At 63.6% G+C, this 22426-nt stretch carries 21 protein-coding genes; 12 read left to right on the top strand and 9 right to left on the bottom strand.

Annotated features, from left to right (window positions below):
* Nucleotides 1-59: 59 nt before the first annotated feature.
* From AC1MEK_RS14010 to AC1MEK_RS14000, 3 genes are all read left to right on the top strand, one after another.
* Nucleotides 60-1415, top strand: coding sequence for a cation:proton antiporter (locus tag AC1MEK_RS14010; RefSeq protein ID WP_480396880.1), 1356 nt, complete (start codon nucleotides 60-62; stop codon nucleotides 1413-1415).
* 242 nt (nucleotides 1416-1657) lie between these two features.
* Nucleotides 1658-2656, top strand: coding sequence for a GTP 3',8-cyclase MoaA (moaA, locus tag AC1MEK_RS14005; RefSeq protein WP_480396879.1), 999 nt, complete (start codon nucleotides 1658-1660; stop codon nucleotides 2654-2656).
* Nucleotides 2657-2918: 262 nt separating this feature from the next.
* On the top strand, nucleotides 2919-3575 hold the full coding sequence (locus tag AC1MEK_RS14000) for a DUF3800 domain-containing protein (protein ID WP_480396878.1): 657 nt from the start codon (nucleotides 2919-2921) through the stop codon (nucleotides 3573-3575).
* Between the two features lie 242 nt (nucleotides 3576-3817).
* On the opposite strand, the gene AC1MEK_RS13995 is transcribed toward AC1MEK_RS14000, so the two are convergent.
* From AC1MEK_RS13995 to AC1MEK_RS13980, 4 genes are all read right to left on the bottom strand, one after another.
* Nucleotides 3818-4030 (bottom strand): hypothetical protein, encoded by a 213-nt coding sequence (locus AC1MEK_RS13995; RefSeq protein ID WP_480396877.1) that lies wholly within the window; start codon nucleotides 4028-4030, stop codon nucleotides 3818-3820.
* A 214-nt stretch (nucleotides 4031-4244) separates the two neighbouring features.
* The gene (locus AC1MEK_RS13990; RefSeq protein WP_480396876.1) at nucleotides 4245-4724 is read right to left on the bottom strand and encodes a copper chaperone PCu(A)C; all 480 of its coding nucleotides are present in this window, start codon (nucleotides 4722-4724) and stop codon (nucleotides 4245-4247) included.
* The gene (locus AC1MEK_RS13985; RefSeq protein WP_480396875.1) at nucleotides 4724-5332 is read right to left on the bottom strand and encodes an SCO family protein; all 609 of its coding nucleotides are present in this window, start codon (nucleotides 5330-5332) and stop codon (nucleotides 4724-4726) included. Before AC1MEK_RS13985 ends, AC1MEK_RS13990 begins: the two co-directional genes overlap by 1 nt.
* A gap of 114 nt (nucleotides 5333-5446) precedes the next feature.
* Nucleotides 5447-5833 (bottom strand): DUF2946 family protein, encoded by a 387-nt coding sequence (locus tag AC1MEK_RS13980; RefSeq protein ID WP_480396874.1) that lies wholly within the window; start codon nucleotides 5831-5833, stop codon nucleotides 5447-5449.
* 206 nt (nucleotides 5834-6039) lie between these two features.
* Here AC1MEK_RS13980 and AC1MEK_RS13975 point away from each other — a divergent pair, with 206 nt between their 5' ends.
* From AC1MEK_RS13975 to AC1MEK_RS13965, 3 genes are read left to right on the top strand one after another with little or no spacing between them, the layout of a single operon-like run.
* A complete protein-coding gene (locus tag AC1MEK_RS13975) occupies nucleotides 6040-7071 on the top strand; it encodes an acyl-CoA dehydrogenase family protein (RefSeq protein ID WP_480396873.1) in 1032 nt (343 codons plus the stop codon).
* A gap of 2 nt (nucleotides 7072-7073) precedes the next feature.
* Nucleotides 7074-7841 (top strand): PIG-L deacetylase family protein, encoded by a 768-nt coding sequence (locus AC1MEK_RS13970; protein WP_480396872.1) that lies wholly within the window; start codon nucleotides 7074-7076, stop codon nucleotides 7839-7841.
* Complete coding sequence (locus tag AC1MEK_RS13965; protein WP_480396871.1) at nucleotides 7838-8437, top strand: SAM-dependent methyltransferase; 600 nt, start codon at nucleotides 7838-7840, stop codon at nucleotides 8435-8437. The genes AC1MEK_RS13970 and AC1MEK_RS13965 overlap by 4 nt, the downstream gene beginning before the upstream one ends.
* A gap of 194 nt (nucleotides 8438-8631) precedes the next feature.
* Here the strand turns inward: AC1MEK_RS13965 and AC1MEK_RS13960 are convergent, their stop codons facing one another.
* A complete protein-coding gene (locus tag AC1MEK_RS13960; RefSeq protein WP_480396870.1) occupies nucleotides 8632-9321 on the bottom strand; it encodes a GNAT family N-acetyltransferase in 690 nt (229 codons plus the stop codon).
* A 105-nt stretch (nucleotides 9322-9426) separates the two neighbouring features.
* Between AC1MEK_RS13960 and AC1MEK_RS13955 the strand changes: the two genes are divergently transcribed.
* Complete coding sequence (locus AC1MEK_RS13955; RefSeq protein ID WP_480396869.1) at nucleotides 9427-10284, top strand: LysR family transcriptional regulator; 858 nt, start codon at nucleotides 9427-9429, stop codon at nucleotides 10282-10284.
* A 128-nt stretch (nucleotides 10285-10412) separates the two neighbouring features.
* Entirely contained in the window at nucleotides 10413-11588 is a 1176-nt protein-coding gene (locus tag AC1MEK_RS13950) for an MFS transporter (RefSeq protein ID WP_480396868.1), read from the top strand.
* A 117-nt stretch (nucleotides 11589-11705) separates the two neighbouring features.
* Here the strand turns inward: AC1MEK_RS13950 and AC1MEK_RS13945 are convergent, their stop codons facing one another.
* The 3 genes from AC1MEK_RS13945 to AC1MEK_RS13935 form a co-directional block, all read right to left on the bottom strand.
* Nucleotides 11706-12710 (bottom strand): M14 family metallopeptidase, encoded by a 1005-nt coding sequence (locus AC1MEK_RS13945; protein WP_480396867.1) that lies wholly within the window; start codon nucleotides 12708-12710, stop codon nucleotides 11706-11708.
* 81 nt (nucleotides 12711-12791) lie between these two features.
* Entirely contained in the window at nucleotides 12792-14102 is a 1311-nt protein-coding gene (locus AC1MEK_RS13940) for an MFS transporter (protein WP_480396866.1), read from the bottom strand.
* 418 nt (nucleotides 14103-14520) lie between these two features.
* Nucleotides 14521-15414: a LysR family transcriptional regulator gene (locus AC1MEK_RS13935; RefSeq protein ID WP_480396865.1), complete on the bottom strand. Its 894-nt coding sequence runs from the start codon at nucleotides 15412-15414 to the stop codon at nucleotides 14521-14523.
* A 188-nt stretch (nucleotides 15415-15602) separates the two neighbouring features.
* Between AC1MEK_RS13935 and AC1MEK_RS13930 the strand changes: the two genes are divergently transcribed.
* The 4 genes from AC1MEK_RS13930 to AC1MEK_RS13915 all read left to right on the top strand — a co-directional run bounded on the left by AC1MEK_RS13930 (nucleotide 15603) and on the right by AC1MEK_RS13915 (nucleotide 21116).
* Nucleotides 15603-16304, top strand: coding sequence for a response regulator transcription factor (locus tag AC1MEK_RS13930; RefSeq protein WP_480396864.1), 702 nt, complete (start codon nucleotides 15603-15605; stop codon nucleotides 16302-16304).
* On the top strand, nucleotides 16304-17641 hold the full coding sequence (locus AC1MEK_RS13925) for a HAMP domain-containing sensor histidine kinase (RefSeq protein ID WP_480396863.1): 1338 nt from the start codon (nucleotides 16304-16306) through the stop codon (nucleotides 17639-17641). Before AC1MEK_RS13930 ends, AC1MEK_RS13925 begins: the two co-directional genes overlap by 1 nt.
* A 331-nt stretch (nucleotides 17642-17972) precedes the next feature.
* Nucleotides 17973-20213, top strand: coding sequence for a TonB-dependent siderophore receptor (locus tag AC1MEK_RS13920; protein WP_480396862.1), 2241 nt, complete (start codon nucleotides 17973-17975; stop codon nucleotides 20211-20213).
* An 18-nt stretch (nucleotides 20214-20231) separates the two neighbouring features.
* Nucleotides 20232-21116, top strand: a complete 885-nt coding sequence (locus AC1MEK_RS13915; protein ID WP_480396861.1) for an alpha/beta hydrolase — start codon at nucleotides 20232-20234, stop codon at nucleotides 21114-21116.
* Nucleotides 21117-21453: 337 nt separating this feature from the next.
* On the opposite strand, the gene AC1MEK_RS13910 is transcribed toward AC1MEK_RS13915, so the two are convergent.
* Nucleotides 21454-22281 carry a formate/nitrite transporter family protein gene (locus tag AC1MEK_RS13910; RefSeq protein ID WP_480396860.1) on the bottom strand — a complete coding sequence of 276 codons (828 nt, stop codon included), beginning with the start codon at nucleotides 22279-22281 and terminating at the stop codon, nucleotides 21454-21456.
* Nucleotides 22282-22426 lie beyond the last annotated feature (145 nt).

Here is a 22426-nt window from a genome sequence, read left to right as displayed (position 1 = left end):
ATCCCCCACCCCCACAGTCACAGAAGAAACACCCCCACCTCACACCCCGACGAGGCCGGATGAGTTTCATTCTCTGCATGACCGTGCTCGGCGTCCTGCTGATGCTGCTGGCGCTGACCTCTTCCTACCTGCGCTGGCTGCCGGTGACCACCTCGGCGGTATGCCTGGCGTTTGGCGCGGGCATCGGCCCCTGGGGCCTGGAACTGGTGCAACTGGATATTCGCGAAGCACGTCACTGGCTTGAGCGGCTGACGGAAGTCGCGGTGCTGTTTTCCCTGTTCAGCACCGGTATCAAGCTGCGCCTGCCGTTAAACCGCAAAGCCTGGCATTCGGCGTATCTGCTGGCGGTGCCGGTGATGCTCGTCAGCATCGTTGGTGTGGCGCTGGTCGCCCATTACCTGCTGCAAGTGCCCTGGGCCATCGCTCTGTTGCTGGGCGCCATGCTCTCGCCCACCGACCCGGTGCTGGCGGGCATGGTCCAGGTCACCCATGCCCAGGATTTCGACCGGGTGCGCTTCGGCCTCTCGGGCGAGGCCGGGCTCAACGACGGAACAGCGTTTCCCTTCGTGATCTTCGCGTTGCTGTACCTGGGCCACGGCGCCAGCGACTTCTCCTGGGTGCAGGGCTGGCTGCTGCACAACATCCTCTGGGGCGTTCCGGTCGGTCTGTTGATCGGCTACGGCCTGGGGCGCGGCGTCGGGCATCTGATGATCTACCTGCGCATCCGCAACGCCGACAGCACCACCTCGCCCAACGATTACCTGGCCCTGGCCTTGATCGCCATGGCCTACGTCGTCGCGCAAGGGCTGGGCGCCTTCGGCTTTCTCTCGGTGTTCGCCGCGGGCCTGGGGTTGCGCCACGCCGAGGTCAGGACCACCGGTTCCGAGGTGCCTGCCGAACACGTGGCCAAACCCGTGCTCGGGCACATGGACAGCGACCCCCAGGCCGCCACCGTCACCCGCCACGACGAACTGAGCGAGTCGCAGCTGGCCGCCGGGGTGATGATGGGCGACATGCTGGCATTCGGCAGCCTGGTGGAGCGGGCCATGGAAGTGCTGCTGATCACCCTGCTCGGCGCGGCCATTGCGTTGTACTGGGACTGGCGCGCAGTGCCGCTGGGATTGGCGCTGTTCTGCGTGATTCGGCCGCTGAGCGTCTGGCTGCTGATAGGCCGCAGCCTCCTGACCGGACCACAGAAAGCGCTGGTCGGCTGGTTCGGCATTCGCGGCATCGGCTCGTTGTTCTACCTGTGCTACGCGCTCTCCCACGGCTTGCCCGCCGACAGCCTGCAGACCACCATCAGCCTGACGCTTTCGGTGGTGGCCCTGAGCATTCTGCTGCACGGCATCAGCATCCAGCCGCTGCTGGCGCGCTATGAACGCAGCATGAATCGCGATCGAACCGACGACGCCTGACCGGTTTATGATAGACAGCGTCGATCAACTCATCAGAACAAGCGATTTGACGCTGTCCGGGTCGGCCCGTAGCGTGCGTGCCATTGAGGGTGTTCGAACAACGCGTGCATTTTCGCCTCGGCAGGCGTATCACATAGCCTATATACACAGCGGTTATGGCCTTCGCAGAATCGCGAAAATGCTGCGATCATCGCCACCTGATCAGCCCCTGGCGCTGCCACGTTTTGCTATCGAGATGCACCATGTCAGATCGAGTCCTGATAGACGGTTATTCACGCAAAGTCGATTACGTTCGCCTCTCGGTGACCGATCGCTGCGATTTTCGCTGCGTGTACTGCATGGCCGAGGACATGACCTTTCTGCCGCGCCAGCAGGTGCTCTCACTGGAAGAAATCCAGCAGATCGCTGAACGCTTCGTCGCCCTGGGCACCAAAAAGATCCGCTTGACCGGGGGCGAGCCACTGGTGCGCGCCGGCATCGTCGGCCTGTGCAAGAACATCGCCGCCCTGCCCGGCCTGCGCGAACTGTGCATGACCACCAACGGCTCGCAGCTGGAAAAACTCGCAGCGCCGCTGTTCGACGCCGGCCTCAAGCGCCTGAACATCAGCCTGGACAGCCTCGACTCTGAGCGTTTCAAGCAACTGACCCGCACCGGTGACCTTTCCAAGGTCATCGCCGGCATCGACGCCGCCAACGCCGCCGGTTTCACCCACACCAAACTCAACTGCGTGGTGATGCAGGGCCGCAACGATCACGAGATCAACGACCTGGTGGCCTTCGCCATCGATCGCGGGCTGGACATCACCTTCATCGAAGAAATGCCGCTGGGGGTGATCAGCGAACACAGCCGCGCCGAGTCGTTCTTCTCAAGCGACCAGGTGCGCGAGCGCATTGCCGAGCGCTACACCCTGATCAACTCCACCGAATCAACCCAGGGCCCGTCGCGCTACTGGCGCCTGGCCGAGGCGCCGAACATCCGCGTCGGTTTCATCTCCCCCCACAGCCACAACTTCTGCGCCACCTGCAACCGCGTGCGGGTCACGGTGGAGGGTCGGCTGTTGCTGTGCCTGGGCAACGAGCATTCTGCTGACCTCAAGGCGGTTTTGCGGGCCAATCCGGGGCAGCCGCACAAGCTTGAAAATGCGATTGTCGAGGCGATGAAGTTGAAGCCTTATCGGCATAACTTCGAGATCAATGATGATGTGCAGGTGGTGCGGTTCATGAATATGACGGGTGGGTAAATGGGCAGCGAAGTTTCCTACGACTCTTGTCTGCTCCAAATCGCTGACACACTTGTAACGCCGGGTTGACTCAGTTTCCAGATCCGGTAGCCTTCCATTCCGCAGGTGGGTAAATCCTGAATCACCGCGAAGTGCCGCATGCAGGCGCCTCGTAAGCACGCTCTAAGCGGCGCCGGCCTCAGGGACCGCCAACTATTCCCATAGCCCCTTGCAGGGGCTATTTTTTTGCCCATGTGAAACGGATTTCGCGTTGAATTTTTATATGGACGAAAGCGGCGATCTGGGATGGTCCCTGCACCAACCCTACACCTCGGGCGGCTCCAGCCGGTTCCTGGTGATCGCCTGCGTCGGCGCATCGAATGAACTCGACGTTCACATCAGCCGTACCATTCGCCAACTCTATGACCGCTTTGGCTGGAGTACTCGACGCGAAAAAAAGTGGACGGATATGGGCATCAAGGCGCGGCTCGCGTTCTCGCAAGCGGCAGTCTCCCTGAAACGTAAACAGCCTGAGATCCAGTACCGCGCCATTATCGTCAACAAAGGCCATGTGGCCGAGCACCTGCGCCACGACGGCAACCTGCTCTACAACTACATGACCAAAGAATTGCTGATCGAAGAAATGGCACGCCATAGCGCGATTCGCCTGGTCCCGGACCCCAGAACGATCAAACAGCAAAGCGGCAACAGCCTGCCGGAATACCTGAAGATTCAGCTTCTATTCGAAAAGAACGTCGATACCCGATTGAATTATCACCCGATCGACAGCAGCCAGAGCCTGCACTTGCAGTTCGCAGACATGCTGGCAGGTGCCGTTTCCTCACATTACGAATTCGGAGAACGTACCGGATTCGAGATGCTACGACCCTGTTTTTGTGAACTGACCGAACTGAAACTGCTCGGTGGTTCCGGTAACTGACACACCGGATTTAATTTTCTTACGGCCTGAGCAATCCATTCATTTGCTCCAAATCCCGATCGCGCGAACAACACCCACCGTAGCAGTCCGGCTTGCCGGCGGTCGCCCGAGGTCGCGTCCGACCGCAGCGGCAGTAAATCCTGTGCACGCGATTTACCTGACACGGCCAGGTCGCCTGACTTTACTGCCGCTTCGCGCCAGATCGTCCGATCGCGGCCCGGAGCAAGCTTGCTCCCACGCCCTCAGGGCAGAATCAAAAGCAGATCGCATACCACCACGCCGTTGCCGTTGCCGTTGCCGTTGCCGTTGCCGTTGCCGTTGATCTTGTTTTTGCTCTTCGTGCGCGACAGCCCAGACACCACAAAACGCGACTTGGGTGCAGGCTGAATGGAGGTCTCGCGCAGTGGGCCAAGCGGCAGGATGCCGCGCGAGGCGCGGGGCCATGGATGGCCCATTCGCGCCGGGCCCACGGAGCGAGGCCGGAATGAAGGAAGTCCGACGAAGGAGGACCCAAACCAGGAGCAAGACACCTTGGTTACTTGGGTGTCTTTTCCAAGTAACTCGGCGAAGCCGAAACAAGCCTGCCGTTAGGCAGGCCCTCTCAGCACCAACACAATCAGCGGATATGCAAACCGCACGAAATGTCGATAAGCCAAGATCAAACCGGCCTCAGTGCATGGCCCCATGATCATGCCCCATCCCCATCGAATCCTGCATACCCCGAGCCGGCGCCAAAACCTGCACCGTCTCTTTCACGCCCTTGTCATTCTCGATGGTCAGCGTCAACGGCACCTGATCGCCTTCCTTGATCGGCCCGGTCAAGCCCATCAGCATCACGTGATACCCGTCCGGGTCCAGCGACACCGCCTTGCCCGCCGGCAGCGCCACCGAATCCACCGGCCCCATGCGCATCACGTCATTGGTCATGCTCATCTCGTGAATCTGCACGTCTTTAGCCACCTTTGAGCTCACACTCAACAGCTTGCTGTCGGTATCCGCCGTGATCCGCATGAACGCCCCCGAAGAAGGCTGCCCCTGCACCGTCGTGCGCACCCAGGCATCGTCGACGCGGGTTTGCGCCATGGCCGACACACTCAGGCCCGCCAACAAAGCAACAGCCAGTACCGATTTGCAAAACAGAGCGGTCATCAGCAGACCTCCATGACAGTGGTCAGATCTTCCGCGCATTGTTTGGCGGACAAGGATGGCGACAGGCCCAGGCGCAGGTTGCCGCGCGAGTCAAAGACGAAACTGGTGGCCGTGTGCGACATGGTGTAGGTGTTGCCGGCCGGGACTTTCTCGTAGAACACGCCGAACTCCTTGGCCACGTGCTGCGTCTGCTCCAGCGTGCCGCGCAGGGCGACGAAGCTGGGGTCGAACTGTTTGACGTAGGCGTCGAGGATCTCGGGGGTGTCGCGCTCGGGGTCGACGGTGATGAAGATCACCTGCAGGGTCTTGCCGTCCTCGCCCATGATCTTCTTGATCTGCGCCGCGCGGGCCAGCGCCGTCGGGCACACCGCCGGGCACTGGGTGAAGCCGAAGAACACCATCGGCATCAGGCCGCGATAACTGGACAGCGTCCTGACCTCACCCTGGGTGTCGGTGAGCTTGAAGGTGCGGCCCATGATCTTGTTGGACAGATCCTTGCCGTACTTGAAATCCAGCGCCGTGGTCGAACCATCGCAGCCGGCGAGCAGGCCCAGGCCCAGCACGCCCATGCCGGTCAGGACCTGACGGCGGCTAAAAACATCATTCATGTGACGAACTCTCTGAAGCAGCGGCCAGCGTTGGCGCCAGCCTTTGATCGCCCGGCCAGGTTGTGAAAAACCACGGCGGGCGACGCCAAACAGTCAGCAGGTTTCGCGACAGGCTCAGGGCGCCTGGGGCGAAAGCGCGGGCAGGAGGGATCGCGGCGGTTTGCGCAGCAGGTAGTCCGAACGCGGCACGCGCTTGCGTGAGGTGCGCGCCAGCCAGCCCAGGCCGATGAAGAACACCAGCGCCAAGGCCAGGCTGCCGGCGAAGGCGCAGTCGGTCATGGACAGTTTCATCAGTTGGGCGTGATCGCCCATCTGCGCCATGTCCATCTGGCCGTGCTTGCCCGCCGCGCCCTGCTCAGCGCTGCACTCGGCCGCGGCACTGGCCTGATTGAACGCCCGCAGCATCTGCCCATGGCTGAGGCTGCACACAAGGCCACTGAACAGGATGGCGCCGTAGAGCATCCAGGCAATGAGCGATTGGTGGGTTCGGACGAATTTCATGGGGCGCCATTCTACCTGCTTGCGCCACGGGACATGTAACGGGGCCGGACTGTCGGGTGCGACAAAACCGCGCAGCTCTATCAGCCAGGCTGATTCGATGGGAAATCTTGCGGAACCCCGCCGCGCGGCCACTGCCGAACCCAATAGCCGCCTGCTCGGAACGCAGGCGCACAACCCCACAGGGCATTTCAGGGAGAACGCAAGGCATGGGCGATCACACACCCAACCTCGACGCGCTGCTGGCCGACTTCGCCCGGCGCCCCAACCCGCCCGCCAGCGCTGAGGCACTGGTCGAGGCCATGCGCCAGTGCATCACCCAGGGCCTGGATCAGTTGCCCTTGCCCGGCAGCGGCCAGACGCTGGAGCGCTGGCGGCAACTGGCGACGGTGGCGGGTACGGACCTGGCGCTGCTCAAGCTGTACGAGGGCCACACCGACGCGCTGGCGATCCTCGCCGAGCTGTCGTTCAATCCGTTTTTCCTGCCGGGCATCTGGGGCGTCTGGGCTGCCGAACCGCCCGATGCGCGGGTGTCGATCGTCCAGCAACAGGGCGACGAAGTGCTGCTGCGCGGGCACAAGGCCTGGTGCTCGGGAGCAAAGCAGATCGACTACGCACTGCTGACCGCCTGGGGCCCGGAAGACAGTCGGCAACTGGTGGCGGTGCGCCTGGACAGCCCGGGCATCAGCATCGATGAACAAGGCTGGCAGGCCGTCGGCATGGCCAGCACCGCCAGCGCTGACGTGCATTTCGACGGTGTGGTCGGCCATGCCGTCGGCGCACCGGGCGCCTATCTGGGGCGGCCCGGCTTCTGGCACGGTGGTGCTGGCATTGCGGCAGCCTGGTACGGCGCTGCCGTAGCGCTGGCGAAGGTGCTGCGTGACGCCCATCGCGGCCATCGCCTGGACCCGCATTCCGATGCGCATCTGGGCGCGGTGGACGCTGCACTCTGTGGCGCATCGGCGGCGCTGCGTGAATGCGCGGCATGGATCGATGCCCACCCCAAAGAAGACGCGCACTACCCCGTGCAGCGCCTACGCGCGCAGGTGGAAATGGCCGTGGAGCAGGTGTGCCGGCACGTAGGCCGCGCCCTGGGTGCCACGCCTTTCTGCCGCGATCCACACTTTGCCCGGCTGGCGGCGGACTTGCCGGTGTTCATTCGCCAGAGCCACGCCGAGCGGGACCTGGCGCAACTGGGCCAGGCGCTGACCGAACAGAAAACGGAGGGCTGGTCGCTATGAACATGGCAGTCAACGATTCCAAACCCTTCGGCGTGTCCGGCACGCCGCTCACCGAGTGGCAGGCGAGCCCGGCGCTGCATGGCGTGCGCCCGATCACCCTCGCCGAACTGGTGCCCACCGGCGCGCGCCTGGTGGTGCTGGCGCCCCATCCGGACGATGAGATCCTCGCCTGTGGCGGGTTGCTGGCAGGGATGGTCGAGCGACAGGATCACGTGCAACTGATTTCCGTCACCGATGGCGAAGCCAGCCACCCGGATTCGCCGCAATGGCCACAGATGAGGCTGCGCGTGGAGCGGCGCAAGGAGAGCGAGCGGGCCATCTCGCGCCTCGGCTTCGACGTGTCGCGCCTGTGCTGGCAGCGCCTGGGGCTGGCCGACGGTCAGGTGGCCGAGCGCTCCGAGTCGCTGATCGCCCTGCTCTCCGAGGACCTGGGTCCCGGCAACGTACTGCTCACCACCTGGCGCCACGACGGCCATTGCGATCACGAAGCGGTGGGCCATTGCGCGGCCCAGGCAGCGGCCAATACCGGCGCGACGCTGCTGGAGATCCCGGTCTGGGCCTGGCACTGGGCCGAGCCGAACGATCCGCGAATCCCCTGGACCCGGGCGCGCAAGGTGTTGCTCAACGACGAACAGCAGCGGCGCAAACGCTGGGCCATCGAGGCTCATGCCACGCAGTTGCAGAGCGATGCCAGCACAGGCGCCGGTCCAGTGCTCGCCGCCGGCACGCTGGACCGCTTGCTGCAGCCGTTCGAACTGGTGTTCCTGTGAGCCTGCCTGCCGATTATTTCGATGAGCTGTTCGCCGACAGCGACGATCCGTGGGCCTTCCGAACCCGCTGGTACGAGCAGCGTAAACGCGACCTGACCCTCGCCGCCCTGCCCCGTCAGCGCTACACACGGGCGTTTGAGCCGGGGTGCGCCAACGGCGAATTGAGCCTAGCCCTGGCGCCACGTTGCGACAGCCTGCTGTGCATGGACCTGTGCCCGCGCGCGGTTGAACTGGCAGTGAAGCGCTTGAAACGCTTTTCCAGAGCCAAAGTCGTACAAGGCAGGCTGCCACAGGACTGGCCTCAGGGAGAGTTCGATCTGATCGTCATCAGCGAGTGGGCGTACTACCTGACGCCGGCGTCCTTCATCGAAGTGATCGACCGCTTGCTGGGCAGCCTCACGCCCGATGGTGCGGTGCTGGCCTGCCACTGGCTGCAGCCGATCGACGGCTGCGCGATGACCGGCCGCGAAGCCCACGGCCTGCTCAACGCCCGCCTGCGCCTGCACCGCACGTTGCGCCATGAAGAGCCGGATTTCCTGCTGGAGATGTGGAGCCGACAGCCGGGCGGGATCGATCTTGCGGAGCAGATTCGCTGATGATTGACCTGGATTGCGTGTAGGAGCCGGCTTGCTGGCGAATGCGATGTGTCAGACAGCGATGCATTGACTGACACACCGCTTTCGCCAGCAAGCCGGCTCCCACAGTTCAGCGGCGTTGCGCAAAGTTATGACCGATTGGGTACCCGTGGGAGCCGCCTTGGTGGCGAAAGCGATAGTTCAGGCAACACGAGTCAAACCTGGCCGTGGAGGCGGTTCAATACGAACACCCGCGCCTGACGAGTCATCTGGTCCATGTGCCGATCACGCTGTTTTTCGGCGTCGGTCATCGCGCGCTTGCCGTGCTGGTTGAGCAGGTAGGCGTGGATCTGCCGCACCTCCACTGAGCTGTAGATCGGCGCCACGTCGAGCACCGCGACCAGGCCCTCGGTTTGATGGTCGCGGGTGTTCATCAACACCTGCGGCCCCCGGGCCGCCAACACCTGAAAGCCCATCGCCTCGAAGTACGACACTTTGTTGATGAAACACGCCAGTTCCGCGTGCGGGTAACGCGCGGTCATGGCGCTCAGCATCGCCCGGGCGATGCCCTGCCTGCGCCGGCTGGCCTGCACCGCCATATAGGCCACGGAGCAGGCTTGCGGATCATCCTTGACCGGCAGGTACAACAAAAAGCCCAACACCACGGCAGGATCCTCGGCATCCAGCGCGACGATCAGCTCCACCGGCATCCCTCGCGAGCCGTCCATCGCCTGCAGGTACTGATGCACTTCGTGGCCCACGCCGAACTGATACAGCGGGTACAGCGGGTTGCTCGGCGCGATGCCGACCACGCTGATGTCCGTCACATGATCGATCACCAGTTGCGTGATCTGGCTCTCGATCGATTCGGGCGGGGTGTTTTCAAGGCGGGTGATGGTGAACATGGAAATCCTGATCAAAGCTGAACCCGCGCATCATACCGGCTTCTGCCACCGGGCTCGAATTGCTAAGGTGAACGCCCCGCCCTCGCCTTCAGGATTAGCCCAACCATGTTCGATTGGGACGATTTGCGCTTCTTCTCCACCTTCGCCCGCGAAGGCAGCCTCGCTGCCGCAGCACGCACACTGGGCGTCGAGCACGCCACCGTGGCGCGGCGCATCGCCTCGCTTGAGGCCGCGCTGGCGCTGAAACTGGTGGACCGTCGCGGCCGGGTCTACGAGCTGACGGCCGATGGCGTGCGGGTCGGTGAGTTCGCCGAGCAGATGTCCAGCGCCTCGTTCGCCCTGCAGCGCTTCGCTGGCGGCGAGCATGACCGCATCGAGGGCGAAGTGGTGATTTCCTCGCCTCCGGCCTTTCTCGCGACGTTGATCGCGCCAAACATCGGCAGGCTGCGCGAGCGGTACCCGGGGCTTGCGGTGCGCATGGTCGGCTCCAAATCCATCGCCTCGCTGGCACGCAAGGAAACCGACGTCGCCCTGCTCTACGCGCGGCCCGAAGAAGCCCAGGTGGTAGCCAAACACCTGGCCGACCTGCCCTTCTCGCTATACGCCAGCGAACGTTACCTGGAAACCCGTGAGCGTGCCGACTACGAGTTCATCGGCTACGACCAGAGCATGGAGCATTCAGTACAGCAACAATGGCTACGCGGGCATCTGGACGGCCGGCCGCTGGCGATTTCCAGCAACGACTTGCGCGTGCAGGCCCAGGCCGCAGCCGGCGACGGCGGGCTGGTGCTGCTACCTGCGTTTCTTGCCCGCGAATACCGGCTCAAGCGCGCCCCGGCCTGCGACACCGCGCTGAGCCTGCCGGTCTGGCTGGCCTATCACGAGGACCTGCGCAACGCCGGCAAGATCCGCGTGGTGTTGGATTTTCTGATCGACTGCCTGGCCTCGCCTTCCGACCTGTGAAATTTTTCACATGGCGTATGCGCCACCGGCCAATTCTCTCCGCTCATCGTGCTCTCTATCCTCGGCGGCAATAGAGAAATCGATGAGAGGCTTTTGCCATGAACGCTCAACCCCGAGATAAAGGAAACTTGCCCATCTTCAGGGCCGCATGGATCGTCACGGCGGTATTCATTCTGTCCAACGCCGCCACCCCGCTGTACAGCCACTGGCAGCAGGGCCTGGGCTTCGGCTCCGGCACCCTGACCGTGATCTTCGGCTTCTACATCCTCGGCCTGCTGCTGACCCTGGCGGTGGCCGGCCAGCTGGCGGACCACTTGGGCCGCAAGGCGCTGCTGGTGCCGGGGGTATTGATTGCGATTGTCGCGGCCGTGCTGTTCGAGTACGCCAACAGCGTCGCGATCCTGATACTGGCGCGGCTTTTGAGCGGGATTTCCGTCGGCATCGTGGTCTCGGCGGGCATGGCCAACGTGGTCGAGCACGCCAGCGAAGCGCGCAAACCCTTCGCCTCGTTGATCGCCTCGGTGTCGATGGTGCTGGGCGCAGGCACCGGGCCGTTGCTGGCCGGTGTGATTGCGCAGTACGTCGCCGCGCCCGTTGACTGGGTGTTCGATAGCGAAATCGTGCTGTTGCTGCTGGCCTTGCTGGTGGTGCTGCGTCAGCCCGGCGTGAAACTGGGCACTGGAAGCTTTCGGCCGAAACTGCCTTCGCTGGCCCGCGAACATGTCGGGATCGTCGCTCAGGGCGTGTCGTTCTTCGGCCCCGGCCTGACATCCACCTGTTTCGTCCTGGCGCTGGGCCCGAAAATGCTGGCCAGCCTGCTGCACGCCAACAGCCCGCTGATCGCCGGGGCCATGGCCTTCGCGATGTTCCTGACCGCCGTGGCGGTGCAGTTCGCAGCGAAAAAACGCAGCATGCATCAGGTGTTTCTGCTGAGCGGCGTGATGACCATATTGGCGATGGCCAGCCTGTGGACAGCCCTGCAACTGGGATCGCCCGTGTGGCTGGTGGCTGCGGCGCTGCTGGCCGGTGCCGGCCAGGGCTTCGGCCAATTGGGCGGCCTGACCCTGATCGCCCGCAGCGTCGCGCCAAAGCGCCGCGCCGAGGCCAACGCGATCTTCAACATGGGCGGATACGTGCCGGCAGGGATCATTCCGGTGGCGACCGGTTATCTGATCGATCTGGCCGGGATTCACTTCGCCATTGGTGCGTTGGCGGCGGTGATCGCCGGGTTGGCAGGGCTGGCGCTGGTAGCGTTGCAGCGGCGCCAAGGTGTGGAGCGGTGTGAGGTTGCGCATTCGGCGTGACCGATGACCACGGGCCCACACGGCGGTGCGCTTGAATGCGCATCGCCGGCAAGCCGGACTGCTACGGGATTGGGGCGAACAGAAATCTGCGTACACCTCGCACCCGTACGCCAACGGTCAGAACGTCAACCGCACCGGCGCCACATCCAGAATCTTCGCCAACCGCACCACCGTCACCCCAACCCCCAGATGCCGCAACGAAGGCTGCACCAGCACGCAATTATCGTGAGGTGTGACGATCGGCATGTCGCCGTCATGGGCGATCACTGTGCCGGCCTTTTCGATCACCTCCAGCCCGCGGAAGTCATCGACGAAACTGAAATCCATGCTTCTGGCGACCACAGCGCTGGTCACCTCGAGAAAGCGCTGCGGCTGCACGGGCTCGGCAAGGATGAACTCGGCCACATCCTCCCGACGCACAGTGCCGGTGGTCACGAGAAACCGCGCGGCGGTGTCCAGCGCCACTTCGCGGCTGCGACGGGAGAAGTGCTGCCCGGTTTCGATCAGCAAGGCGTTGCGGGCACTGGCCGGGTCATTGAAGCCTTGGTAATCGCGCAGCCGGCGGCCGTTGGCGTGCCCCGCATCCACCACCACGGTTTGCGGCACGCCCAGGGACGCGGCGAAATCCAGGCCCTTGCGCTGGGCGCCGCACATCATCACCGGCGGCGCCTCTTCGTGCATCGAGTGGATGTCCAGCAGCAGGTCGACACTGTCCACCACCGGGCGCAACTGGCGGGCACGACGCAGCTCGATCGAGTCCAGATCCCCGGCCAGCTTTTCCGGCAGCCAGACCCGGTTCATGTCTTCGTCCAGGTAACGGGTGGCGTCGATGTTCTGCGGATCGAAGCGGTGATAGGCCTCGACATTGCCGAACGCCAGGGTCAGGCGGCCCCGCAGCGGACGCAAGCCACGGGCCAGAAAGGCATCCACGGTGATGGCACCGCTGACTTCGTTCCCATGGGTCAGCGCCATAATCATGACGTGGGGCCCGGCCACGCCGCTGTCGAAGGTGTGCACGTAATCGACCCCGTCGCTGCCCCTCTGCCAGCGACGGATATCGGGGAACTCCACCTCTACAGGGTAGGGTTTGAGGGACGCGCGGACTTGCTCAAGGGTCTTCATTTCAGTCTCCAGCAGACAATGGCATACGCAGGCCGCTACCCACAGGGCACGGCAAAAACAGGCAATGGGTTAACGAAAGAATCAGGCCGGCTGGCGGTTACGCATGCGCCGTCCCAGAACGATCACGGCGATGACGCTGACCAGCGAGGTGGCGATCACGTAGAAGCTCGGCGCCAGCTTGCTGCCGGTGGCGTCGATCATCCAGGTCACGATCAACGGCGCGAATCCGCCGAACAGCGTCACCGAAAAGTTGTAACTCAGGGCCAGGCCGGTGCCGCGAATGCGGGTGGGGAAAATGTCGGAAAGCATCGCCGGAATCGGCCCCAGGGACGCAGCGATCAACACGCCCACCACCGCCTGCACCAGCAGCAACGTCGATACGCTTGGGAAGTGGTTGAGCCAGACAAACATCGGGTAGGACGACAGCCCCGTGATCAGCAGCGCCAGGGTCAGCACGCGAAAGCGGCCATAGCGGTCGGAGAGCATGCCGAACACCGGCGCCATGATCATCAGCGTCAGGCCCGTCACCAGGGCGCCGAGGAACGACGAGGTGGCCGCGATCTGCAACTGCTTCAGCGCGTAGGTCGGCATATACAGCTTGTGCACGTAGTTGAACGCGGTCGCCCCGGCAACGACACCGATGGCCAGCAGCAGGCTCTGATAACCGTTGACCAGCACCTCGCGCAGCGGCGCCTTGGGCTCGGCCTTGGCGGCGACTTTCTGGAAGTCCGGGGTTTCGTCGATCTGGCTGCGAATGTAGAAACCCACCGGGCCGATCAGCAGTCCGACGCCGAACGCCACGCGCCAGCCCCAGTCGCTCAGCTGTGCGTCGGTCAGCAGGTAGCTGAGCAGCGCGCTGACACCGGCGGCCAGCACTGTCGCCAGGCCTTGGGTGGACAGTTGCCAGCTGGCGAAGAAGCCGCGACGGCTGGGCTCGGCGTGCTCGACCATGAACGCCGTGGCCGCACCGAATTCGCCGCCGGTGGAGAAGCCCTGCAGCATGCGCGCGACGATGATCAACAGCGGCGCAGCCAGGCCGATCTGCTGGTAGGACGGCGTGAAGGTGATCAGCGCGGTGCCTACCAGCATGATCAGGATCGACAGGGTCAGCGAGGCCTTGCGCCCGGCACGGTCGGCGTAGGAGCCGAGCACGATGGCGCCCAGCGGACGCATCAGAAACGAGATGCCGAACGAGCCCACCGCCAGCAGCAGCGACGTGGTTTCGTTGTCCGAAGGGAAGAACAGCTTGCCGATCACCACGGCGAAATAGCCGTAGATCAGCAGGTCATAGAATTCCAGGGCATTGCCGAAGCTGGCGGCAATGATCTCTTTCCACGGCCCTCGGCGGGTGGTGGTCGATACCGCATGCACGGTTGAGGAATGGGTGGTCATGAAAGGTGGCTTCCGGGTCTGTTTCACAGTTGGCGATCATGTCCGCAGGCATCAGGCGCGCAGCGAACTCGACGGCAGTCATTGTTATGGGTGAAAACAACCGCACAGCTTTCGAAGGTCTCTGCCCTCGTGACTGTCCGGCCCGGTATCAAGGTGAATCAACAGGTCCTCATTGAACAATTGCTGTTTGGGCACAAGCCTGAGCCGGTTCGGCACGGGGCAGATGGCGTGGGCGTTTGCCAGCGACCGATCCCGTTGATTATTTGCAGGTTGCCCACTATTGGTGCATTGAAACGCAGATCTGTAGGAGCGAATTCATTCGCGAACCGGCAGCCCGGCCAACACATCTCCGTCGCCTGAACAATCATTCGCGAATAAATTCGCTCCTACAGGGTCGGGGTTCACCAAAGCCAAATCGTCAGGCCAACCCTTCCCAGATCCGCATCACCCGCTCGCTCTGGTTGGAACGCAGCCGATGCAGCGAGATGTCGAAGCCGATGTGCATTTCCGGCCCGCCGGCCACCAACAACTGCCCCGCATCCAGCGCCTCACGCACCACCATGCGGGGCAGCCAGGCCAGACCGTTGCCGCGCTTGGCCATTTCCAGAATCGCTTCGTAGGAATCGGCCTGATAAATCATTTTCAGCGCCAGCCGATGGGGCAATTTCGCCAGGTGCTGGGCCAATACTCCGCGCAGGGACAAGCTCGGTGAAAAGCCCAGCCAGGGAATGCTCGACGCATCGCTGTCAGCGTGAATCGAAAACAACGGCCGGCCGTCGGCATCCGGCGCGCTGACCGGCAACAGCACTTCCTGAGCGAGCACCCGTGAATCGAAGCGTTCGCTGTCGATCAGAATCCGCGTCAGGGGGCTGGAAAAGATAAGTTGCAGGTCCACCTCGCCTGCCGAGAGTTTGACGATCGCCTCCTGCGCGCCGCCGGTGACCAACGACACCGGGAAGGCGCCGAAGCGTTCATTCAGCGACTGATACCAGTCGGGGAAAAACCCGCTGGCCAAGGTGCGGCCGGTGGCAATGCGCAGCGGTTCGTCGCGGTTCATGCCGATGTTCTGGAATTGCGCGCGGGCGGCCAGCAGCAGCTCCATCGATTGCGAGGCGGCATCGAGAAACAGCACGCCCGCAGGGGTCAGCGACAGCGGCTGCTTGCGCTCGATCAACGGCGCGCCGACCCAGTCTTCCAGCGCGCGAATGCGTCGGCCGAACGCCGGATGGGTCACGCAACGGTTCTCCGCCGCCCGCGACAGGCTGCGGGTGCGCGCCAGTTCAATGAAGTCTTCCAGCCATTCCAGTTGCATCGGTTTTCCTGTTCGGCGTCGGCCATTGGTTCTGGCCAGTTGATGGCATTTGCGCACATGCACGGACGCTTGTCATGCGCCGAAATCGGCGGGATCGGATTCACCGTGCCATCACCGCGGATTTGCGCAAACCGCCAGACGATGAGATATTCGCAACCGCGATTCATTCTCATCAAAGCATTCAACCCATGACCCCTACCCTGTTGCTGGTCGAAGACGACGCGCGCCTGCGTCAGGATCTCGACCGGCATTTTCAAAAACGCGGCTTCAACGTCACCGCCTGCCAGTGCGGCAACCAAGGGTTGGCGGCCGTGAATACCGGGCATTTCGATCTGGTGCTGCTGGACATCATGCTGCCCGGTCCCGATGGCCTGGCGCTGCTGGAAACCCTGCGCAACCGGGGCGAGACGCCGGTCATGCTGATGTCCGCGCTGGGCGCGGAGCAGGACCGCATCACCGGTTTCACCCGCGGCGCCGATGATTACCTGCCCAAGCCGTTCAGCCTCGCCGAGCTCGATGCCCGGGCCAACGCGCTGCTGCGGCGGGTGGCGCGGATGCAGGCAAATGCCCGGACAGCCCCGCCGGCCAATGACGGCGCGGTGCAGTTCGACGAGCAACTGCAGGACGTCGTGCATCAGCAGATGCGCGCGGGCCTGACCGGCTCCGAGTACCGCCTGCTGATGACCCTGCGCGAACAACGAGGCGAGGCGCTGAGCAAAGCGTTCCTCTATCAGCACGTGCTGCACCGCATTTACACGCGGCTGGACCGCGGGCTGGATGTGCATGTCTGCAACCTGCGGCGCAAGCTGCTGGCCATCGGTATCCAGCATCTACAGATCCAGGCGGTGCGCGGCCAGGGCTACATTCTGCTCGACACGGACAGCGCCTGATGCGCCGTCACCCGCTGCTGTGGAAGCTCGCGCTTCTGCAGATTTCCTTCTGCCTGCTGCTGACCTGGATCATCTGGACCTGGGGCCTGTCGGCCGAGCGCAGCACCTACTTTCTCGATCAGGCCGACCAGCAATACCTGGCCCGCTACGCGCAGCAGGCCGAGCAGGCCTGGCGTGATCAGGGCGCAGTAGGCGTGGAGCAGTTTCGCCATCGGCTGTCGGAACAAGAGAACACTTGGGTGGCGGTTATCGGCCCGCATTTGCAGAGCCTCGGCACCACGCCGCTGACGGCCGTCGAAGCCAGCCACCTGACGTTCATGCGCATGCTGCACTGGCCCATGAGCCGGCGCCTGCAGGATGAGCTGCCCTTCGTCAGCATCGAATTTCCGGACACGCCAGAGCAAGGCCGACTGGTCATGCAACTGCCCGAACGCCTACTGCCGAGCGGTTTGACGCCCTGGACCCACGTGCTGAGCCATGGGGTCATGCCGACGCTGCTGGCGGCGCTGCTCGGTTTGTTGATCTACCGCCATCTGGTGGTGCCGCTCAACCGCCTGCGCGACCGCGCCGACAGCCTCAAGGCCGACGACCTGGACAGCGACGGCCCCGGTCTGCCGCTGATGCATCGACGCGACGAACTGGGTGAACTGGCCAGCGCCTTCGAGCACATGGCCGAGCGGCTGCGCCAGAGCCTGAACCAGCAGCGTCTGCTGCTGCGCACCCTGTCCCACGAACTGCGCACGCCGCTGGCACGCCTGCGCATCGCCCACGACAGCGAGTTGCCGCCCGAGCAATTGCGCGAGCGGCTGGACCGGGAAATCGGCGACATGCAGCGGCTGCTGGAAGACACGCTGGACCTGGCGTGGATGGACACCGAGCGCCCGCAACTGCCCACCGAGCCGGTGTTGATGCTGTCGGTCTGGGAAGCGCTGTGCGAAGACGCCTGTTTCGAGAGCGGCTGGTCGCCCCGGCGCCTGATCTGCCTGCTGGACACCGATTGCCGGGTGCAGGTGCATCTGGACAGCGTCGCCCAGGCGCTGGAAAACCTGTTGCGCAACGCCATCCGTTTTTCCCCGCCCGAAGGCACGATCACCCTGTCGGGTTGGCGCGAGGACGAGCACTGGCATCTGTGTTTGCAGGATGAAGGGCCGGGCGTGCCCGAGACAGATCTGGAAACCATCTTCGTGCCCTACCAGCGCCTGGACAACAGCAGCGAAGGCTTCGGCCTGGGCCTGGCCATCGCCCGCCGCGCGGTGCAATTGCAGGGTGGCCGCTTGTGGGCCAGCAATGGATCGCCGGGGTTGATCATGCATATGACGTTGCCGGGAACTAAATAACGCGAGCTTGCAAGCCTCATACCTGTGGGAGCCGGCTTGCTGGCGAATGCGGTGTGTCATCCTCAAGCTACTGTGCCTGACACTCTGCATTCGCCAGCAAGCCGGCTCCCACGGCCTTCGGCCAGAAGCCGACCCCGACCACACAGAAAATCCCGTAGCAGCACGGCTTGCCGGCGGGGCGTCCTTAAGATCGCCGCCGGCAAGCCGGACTGCTACGGGACGGATATCCGCCTGGCCAAAGTGTTTAGAAAGTTAATGCGCTTTACTCGCAAAAAGCAGTCATTATCATTCGTGATCTTCCTGCGTCATGTCGTTCCTTCGGAGATCATCGATGTCGTTGCGCCCCCTGCCCGCCCTTGCCCCTTTCCTGCTGCTGTCCAGCTGCCTGCTGACGACCGCCGTTCACGCTGCCGCTCAACCCGAGCCGTCCACCGCCCTCCAGTTGCCTGACCAGAACGTGGTCGCCACCGCCGAGGAAGAAATCAAACAGGCGCCGGGGGTGTCGGTGATCACCGCCGAGGACATCAAGAAGCGCCCACCGGCGAACGATCTGTCGCAGATCATCCGCACCATGCCGGGGGTGAACCTGACCGGCAACTCCAGCAGCGGCCAGCGCGGCAACAACCGCCAGATCGACATTCGCGGCATGGGCCCGGAGAACACCTTGATCCTGGTCGACGGCAAACCCGTCGGCAGCCGCAACTCGGTGCGTTACGGCTGGCGTGGCGAACGTGACAGCCGTGGCGACACCAACTGGGTGCCGGCCGACCAGGTTGAGCGCATCGAAGTCATTCGTGGCCCGGCGGCGGCGCGCTATGGCAACGGCGCGGCAGGCGGCGTGATCAACATCATCACCAAAAAGGCTGGTGCCGAGACCCACGGCAGCGCGACGGTCTACACCTCGTTCCCGACCCACAAGGACGAAGGCGCCACCAAGCGCATGAACTTCGGCCTCAGCGGCCCGCTGACCGACACCCTGAGCTACCGGGTCTACGGCAACGTCGCGAAAACCGACGCTGACGACGCCGACATCAACCAAGGCCACGAATCGACCCGCACCGGCAACCAGATCGGCACCCTGCCGTCCGGGCGCGAAGGCGTGCGCAACAAGGACGTCAACGGCTTGCTGAGCTGGCATCTGACGCCAGAGCAGACCCTGGACTTCGAAGCGGGCTTCAGCCGCCAGGGCAACATCTACACCGGCGATACCCAGAACACCAACAGCAACGCCACGGTGAAAAGCCTGCTGGGCCACGAGACCAACCGCAGCTACCGCGAGACGTATTCGATTACCCATCGCGGCGACTGGGATTTCGGCACCAGCCTGGCCTACCTGCAATATGAAAAGACCCGCAACACGCGGATCAACGAAGGCCTGGCCGGCGGCACCGAAGGCATCTTCAGCAACAGCGATTTCTACACCGCGACCCTGCACGACCTGACCGCCCACGGCGAGGTCAACCTGCCGCTGCACGCAGGCCTGGACCAGACCCTGACCCTGGGCAGCGAGTGGGTCGAGCAGAAGCTCGACGACCCGAGCGCCAACACCCAGACCACCAGCGAAGGCGGCGCCGTCACCGGCCTGACCAGCACCGGCCGCGACACCACCTCCGAGGCGCACATCTTCTCGCTGTTCGCCGAAGACAACATCGAACTGGCCCCCGGCACCATGCTCACCCCGGGCCTGCGCTTCGATCACCACGACATCGTCGGTGACAACTGGAGCCCGTCGCTGAACCTGTCGCACGCGCTGACCGACACCCTGACCCTCAAGGCCGGTATCGCCCGTGCCTACAAGGCGCCGAACCTGTACCAGCTCAACCCCAACTACCTGCTCTACAGCCGTGGCCAGGGTTGCTATGGCCAGACCACCAGCTGCTACCTGCAAGGCAATGACAGCCTCAAGGCCGAGACCAGCGTCAACAAGGAACTGGGCATCGAGTACAAGGCCAACGGCTGGGTCGCGGGCCTGACCTACTTCCGCAACGACTACAAGAACAAGATCGAGTCGGGCCTGTCCCCGGTCGGCAGCGCCACCGGTGGCACCGGCACCTACGCCAACGCCGCGGTTTACCAGTGGGACAACGTGCCCAAGGCGCTGGTCGAAGGTCTGGAAGGCACGCTGACCATTCCGCTGGCAGAAGAACTGACCTGGAACAACAACTTCACCTACATGCTGCAATCGAAGAACAAGGAAACCGGCGACGTACTGTCGGTGACGCCCAAGTACACCCTCAATTCGATGCTCGACTGGCAGGCCACCAACGACCTGTCGTTCCAGACCAGCGTGGCGTGGTACGGCAAGCAAAAACCGAAAAAATACGACTACCACGGCAACCGCGTGACCGGCAGCTCGAACAATCAGCTGTCGCCCTACGCCATCGTCGGCGTCAGCGGCACCTACGCGATCACCAAGAACCTGAGCCTGACCACCGGCATCGACAACCTGTTCGACAAGCGCCTGTTCCGCGAGGGCAACGCCCAGGGCGTGACCAACATCGACGGCGCCGGTGCCGCGACCTACAACGAGCCGGGCCGCACGCTCTATACCAGCCTGACCGCATCGTTCTGACAACCACGAGACTGCCTGATGAATGCCCTGATGAGACCTCTGGCGCTCGTCCTGCTGCTCGCCGCGCCGGGGTTGACCACCCTGGCGCGGCCCGCGCCGGATGAGCCGATGAACACGCAGATCCTGCAACGCCAGGACCTGCCCTACCGCTTCAACTCGTTCGATCTGGACTCGGTGGACGGCCAGCGCCACTACCGCATCTGGATCGGCCAACCGCGCACGCCTGCACCTGCCCAGGGTTATCCCTCGCTGTGGATGCTCGACGGCAACGCGGCGATCGGCGCGCTGGACGACAGCGCACTGAACAAACTCGCGCAAGGACGCGCGCCCCTGTTGGTCGCCATCGGCTACCAGACGCCGCAGCGCATCGAGCGCACGGCACGCACCCTGGACTACACCCCGCAACGCCGGGGCACCACGCTTCAGCAGGACCCGCTGACCCAGGTGCCCAGCGGCGGCGCGGATGCCTTTCTTGATTTGGTGCGCGACCGGATTCGCCCGCGGGTGGAACAACAGGTAAAGCTGGACGAACACGAGCAGACCCTCTGGGGCCATTCCTACGGCGGCCTGCTGGTGCTGCACACGCTGTTCACCCGCTCGCACCTGTTCAACCACTACGCTGCGGCCAGCCCATCGTTGTGGTGGGATGAGAAGCTGATCGAAGAAGAAAGCGGCCAGTTGCACACGCCCCATGCCAGCCTGCTGCTGATGCGCGGCAGCGCCGAACCCGCCACCCCGCAGGCGGCGCCCGGTGCAGGCGCGGACCGGTTGGCGCAGCAGTTGAGCAAACGGCTCAAGGGCATCGACGGGCTGAAGTTCGAGTATCACAGCTTCGAGGGCATGAGCCATGGCCAGACCTTGCCGGCTTCGCTGCGTTACGTCATGAACCGGTATCAGCCGTGATGTCTTGAGCGTTCGCCAGATCGCTGTCGCCGGCAAGCCGGACTGCTACGCAGATGGAGGTGTACACCGGATGTGTGTACGCCCCCCGGCCCCGTAGCAGTCCGGCTTGCCGGCGAGACATTTGCAGGGTCGCTATCGCATATCCTGGGTCGCCGCCCAGTGCCGCATCACCTCGGCAAACAGGCGCAACGTCAATCGCTGACAGCGGCGCGATGACATCCAGACAGGCGTGGCTCAGAGACCAGCACAATCCATGAGCCCTGCTCATGACTGCATTCGCTTTGCCCCACTTCGCTGCGACCCCTTTCGTGCGTGTCGCCCACGCACGAGAGCATCATCAGATCTTCTGGCTGACCGTCTGAACGACAGCGTTCTCGTTGTCGTCGGTCGATGTGGTCGGTAGCGACCTTGAATAAGACACGTAATACGCCAGCCCGACGAAAATTGCCCCCCCTACCGCATTGCCCAAAAATACGGCGCAGATGTTTTCAACGAAGTCGCCCCAGCTCAAGGCGTCGGCGAAGATGGCAGCCGGGATCACGAACATGTTCGCCACCACGTGCTGGAAACCGATGGCCACGAACGCCATGATCGGGAACCACATGGCGATGATCTTGCCAGTCACGTCCCTGCTGGCAAACGACAGCCAGACCGCCAGACACACCAGCCAGTTGCAGCCGATGCCGGAGATGAACGCCTGGCCGAAATCGGCGCTGGCCTTGGCTTTGGCGATGGCCAGGGTCTTGGCCAGGTACGCACCTTCGGTCAGGCCCAGTATGTGACCGAAGAAATAAGCGATGAACAGCGCGCCCAGCAGGTTGGCGAACGTCACCAACACCCAGTTGCGGACCACCGCGCCCACCGAAATACGTCCGGCGAACAGGGCCGTGGGCAGGGTCATCATGTTGCCCGTCAGTAATTCACCCCCCGCCAGGATGACCAGAATCAGGCCAACGGGGAACACGGCTGCGCCCAGCAGATTACCCAAGGAAGCCCACGCGCCAGGGATCATGGTGCTGACATGAATATCCAGCAGAAAGCCCAACGCGATGAAGGCACCGGCCAGGAAGCCCAGCACCATGATCGCCGCCACCGGCAGGTGCGATTTCTTGACCCCGGCTTCGATGGTGATCTCGGCGATCTGTTGGGGAGTATTGATGGACATGTTTTCAAGCTCGCACTCAATGGCCGACCGCGCAGCGTCGAGCCGCGTGCCAGGCAACGATTAATGAAGGGTTCAAGCGTCCGGTCTTGATGCGCGAACGTGCCAGCGGGCACGGCGCCAATCCTTTGGAAGGCGCGATGTGCGA

Source organism: Pseudomonas sp. 2, assembly GCF_056627435.1.
This window is presented reverse-complemented; position numbering and strand designations above follow the sequence as displayed.